The sequence below is a fragment of the Helicobacter vulpis genome (assembly GCF_003660395.1).
In the GTDB taxonomy this organism is placed as follows: Bacteria; Campylobacterota; Campylobacteria; order Campylobacterales; family Helicobacteraceae; genus Helicobacter; species Helicobacter vulpis.
Genome location: NZ_QXQT01000063.1, coordinates 1 through 1,067, shown reverse-complemented (window position 1 = coordinate 1,067; position 1,067 = coordinate 1). Strand labels below are relative to the sequence as shown.

The following is a 1,067-nucleotide window of genomic DNA, read 5'->3' as shown; positions in this document are numbered from 1 at the left end:
CAATGGCTTTTAGGGCGCACCACTCTAGCCACTCTGCCCATTACCACGACCCTTACGGGGGCGTTTATTGCCGTGTTGTTTTCAGCCACAATCTTTCAGAGATGGGGTAGAAAAAAGGCATTTTTAAGTGTGTCTTTGCTAGGGGGTGTGGGGGCTGGTTTAGCCATTATGGCTTTATGGACTAAAAGCTTTCCACTCTTTTGTCTAGCAACCTTCTTGCTGGGCTTCTTCACGGCTCTTAACCAGTTTTATCGCTTTTTAGCCATAGAAGCCATTGATACAACTTGGCAAAACAATAGAGCCACCGCCCTTGTAGTGAGTGGGGGGATTTTAGGGGGTATTTTAGGACCGCATTTAGGCAATGTAGGCGTTTCTCTCTTTAGTGTGCCCTTTGTGGGTTCTTTTGGGTTTGTGGGTTTGCTTTGTATGCTCCATATGGCATTGAGCTTTTTGCTAAGGTTAAGACCCTTTAGCGTCAAAGAAAGCCCCAAAGTACCCCTAAAAACTCTCTTAAAAGAACCCCATTTTCTCTTAGCCACCTGTGCGTGTGGCTTAGGCTTTGGGTTGATGACTCTAGTGATGCACGCCACGCCTCTAGCCATGCATGCGTATCATTTTAGCTATACGCGGAGTCAAGGCGTGTTAGCCGCCCATTTTGTGGCGATGTATGCGCCTAGCTTGTTTTTAGCTTTTTTGAGCAAGAGTTTAAGCCCTCTGCGCTTAGTTGTGTTGGGCATGTTGTGCTATGTGGGAGCAAGCGTCATTGCGCTTTATAGTGCCAGCTTGTTAGCCTTTGTTGCGTGTTTGGTGCTTGTGGGGGTGGGCTGGGCACTCAGTTTTAATGGAGGGACTTTTATGCTCAATGCTATCCAATCCGAGCACAAATTGCGCCTGCAGGGATTCAATAGCTTGTGTGTCTTTGGGGGCAATGTCTTAGCTAGCACGTCTGTGGGTTTGATTCTTGCCTATGGAAGTTGGGCGGTGTTGCATGGGATTTGTTTAGGGGTGATTGTGTTGTTTTTGGGGATTATCTATGCACTTAAGGCAGGCTAAAAATTAAGTTATCT

1 protein-coding gene is annotated in these 1,067 nt (G+C 46.8%); it reads left to right on the top strand.

All coding sequences use genetic code 11. The features are described from left to right. Positions 1 to 1,053, top strand: a 1,053-nt coding sequence (locus EAO38_RS08545; RefSeq protein ID WP_121022872.1) for an MFS transporter, incomplete at its 5' end; no start/stop codon positions are given. Between the last annotated feature and the right edge of the window lie 14 nt (positions 1,054 to 1,067).